The following is a 1,625-nucleotide window of genomic DNA, read 5'->3' as shown; positions in this document are numbered from 1 at the left end:
GGGCGCGTAGCGTGGGGGCGAGATCTCGCTCTAGGCCATCAATCTGCATGGCGCGGATGAGATCGTAGTTATTCAGGTTGCGTGGGATACAGCCGTAGCGCAACAGCAGACTCATCTGCTTTTTGCGCGGATCGCCCTGCTCAAGACTGTCGGTATAAAGGTTGAGCAACTGCTCAAGGATGACCAGCACCGTATCACTGCCTGCGACCGGCGGTGGGGCGGCGAGATCCTGGGGTTGGAGGGGCTGGCTCGTTTGAGCCGCCTCCTGCACGGTCTTAATCGCCAGTTCGACCAGCAGGGGCAGGCCAGCACACAGGTTGACCAGCGCCGTGCGCAGGGCGGCATCGTCTATCCCGGCGTTGGTGGCCCAGCGATCTACCGTCTTGTCATCGAGCAGATGGAGTTCCTGGGAGAGCAGGGGCGACGTATGCTCTGGCCGAGGCGGTTCGCTGCGCCCGGCACAGATCAGGATGCAGCGCTCACTCAAGACCCCATCCCGTAGGCGATACAGCACCTTCAACACCTGCGGCTGGGCCTGCTCAATCGTATCCACCAACAAGATCAACAGACGCTTTGGCTGGTAGTTGGAGACACCGGGCGGCACCGTCACCAGCACGGGCAGTTCCTTGTAGAACAACTGCTTCACGCACGCAAGCAGGTCAGACAGCGTCACCGTATCCTTCATCGCATTCGGCCCGGTGACAACCGGCGTCGTGACATGCTGTACCGTACTCGCATCGTGAGCCTGAATATGCAGTTGGGCCGCCCTCAACCCATAAAGCAGTTGCCGGACAGAACGAGTGAGTATCTACTGATAGATTCTGGTGTATACTTGTAGAGATGCCGTCCACTGACATGCGCGTTGGGCGGCTTCGCAACGAATCACTTGCAAGGAATAAACCAAATGGCAAAAAATGCTAACGCAATCTTAAAAACCTTGGGAGTTGGAATTGCACTTATTCAGTTGGTAGATATATTTATTCACGCTGCTACAGACCAATTGGAAATCATTCGAGTTATTTCAAATCTAGTTATCCTCTTATGGCTAGCAGTTATTATGCTGAATTGGTATAAAATAAAGTTTCTGCAAATCTCCATCAGTTCAATTGGACTGTATGTTATTCTAAATTTCATCTTTCTTGCTAAGGAAGGATTGACTAACCCTGAACAAGGTGGCAATTTAAGAACAATGCTGTTGTTATTGGCATTCTTGACTGTGACATTATCAGGGTTAATGTCTTATATGTACAATAGAACTCTTGCATAACTAAAAAGAACTATTGTTGGAATAAATACCCGTCACTTTGATTTGTAAAACTCGTTTTACGGCCCAACATGGCCTGCAAGCGACGCCGCTGGCGCGGCCAGAAACCTGGTGCGTTTTTCATGCGCGTCTCGTGTCAATGCGCGGTGCCCCATCTATCAACGCTGCCAGCGGCGCGCTTGAGGCCCAGCGTTGGGTTGTGGGGTATTCTTGCTGCTGTTTCCAGCGTTTGAGCTTCTGCGCGAAGGACGTCAGCGTATCCTTTTTGAAGATAGGGAACTTCCGGCGCTTGGTCTTCCCCGTAGCGCGCAGGCCATCGAGCAGGCACTCAAGGAACTGCGTGACCCCCATGTTGGGATCG

At 52.7% G+C, this 1,625-nt stretch carries 2 protein-coding genes; one reads left to right on the top strand and one right to left on the bottom strand.

Features of this window, described 5'->3' with window-relative positions; all coding sequences use genetic code 11:
• A partial coding sequence (locus EKD03_RS18140) for a hypothetical protein (protein ID WP_153188305.1) occupies positions 1 to 772 on the bottom strand: 772 nt, incomplete at its 3' end.
• A gap of 132 nt (positions 773 to 904) precedes the next feature.
• Between EKD03_RS18140 and EKD03_RS18135 the strand changes: the two genes are divergently transcribed.
• A complete protein-coding gene (locus EKD03_RS18135) occupies positions 905 to 1,267 on the top strand; it encodes a hypothetical protein (RefSeq protein WP_129633847.1) in 363 nt (120 codons plus the stop codon).
• Positions 1,268 to 1,625: the final 358 nt, after the last annotated feature.

Origin of the sequence: Candidatus Oscillochloris fontis, from assembly GCF_004138135.1 — a bacterium.
GTDB lineage: Bacteria > Chloroflexota > Chloroflexia > Chloroflexales > Chloroflexaceae > Oscillochloris > Oscillochloris fontis.
The sequence above is the reverse complement of the archived record's forward strand: the minus strand, read 5'-3'. Positions and strand labels throughout refer to the sequence as shown.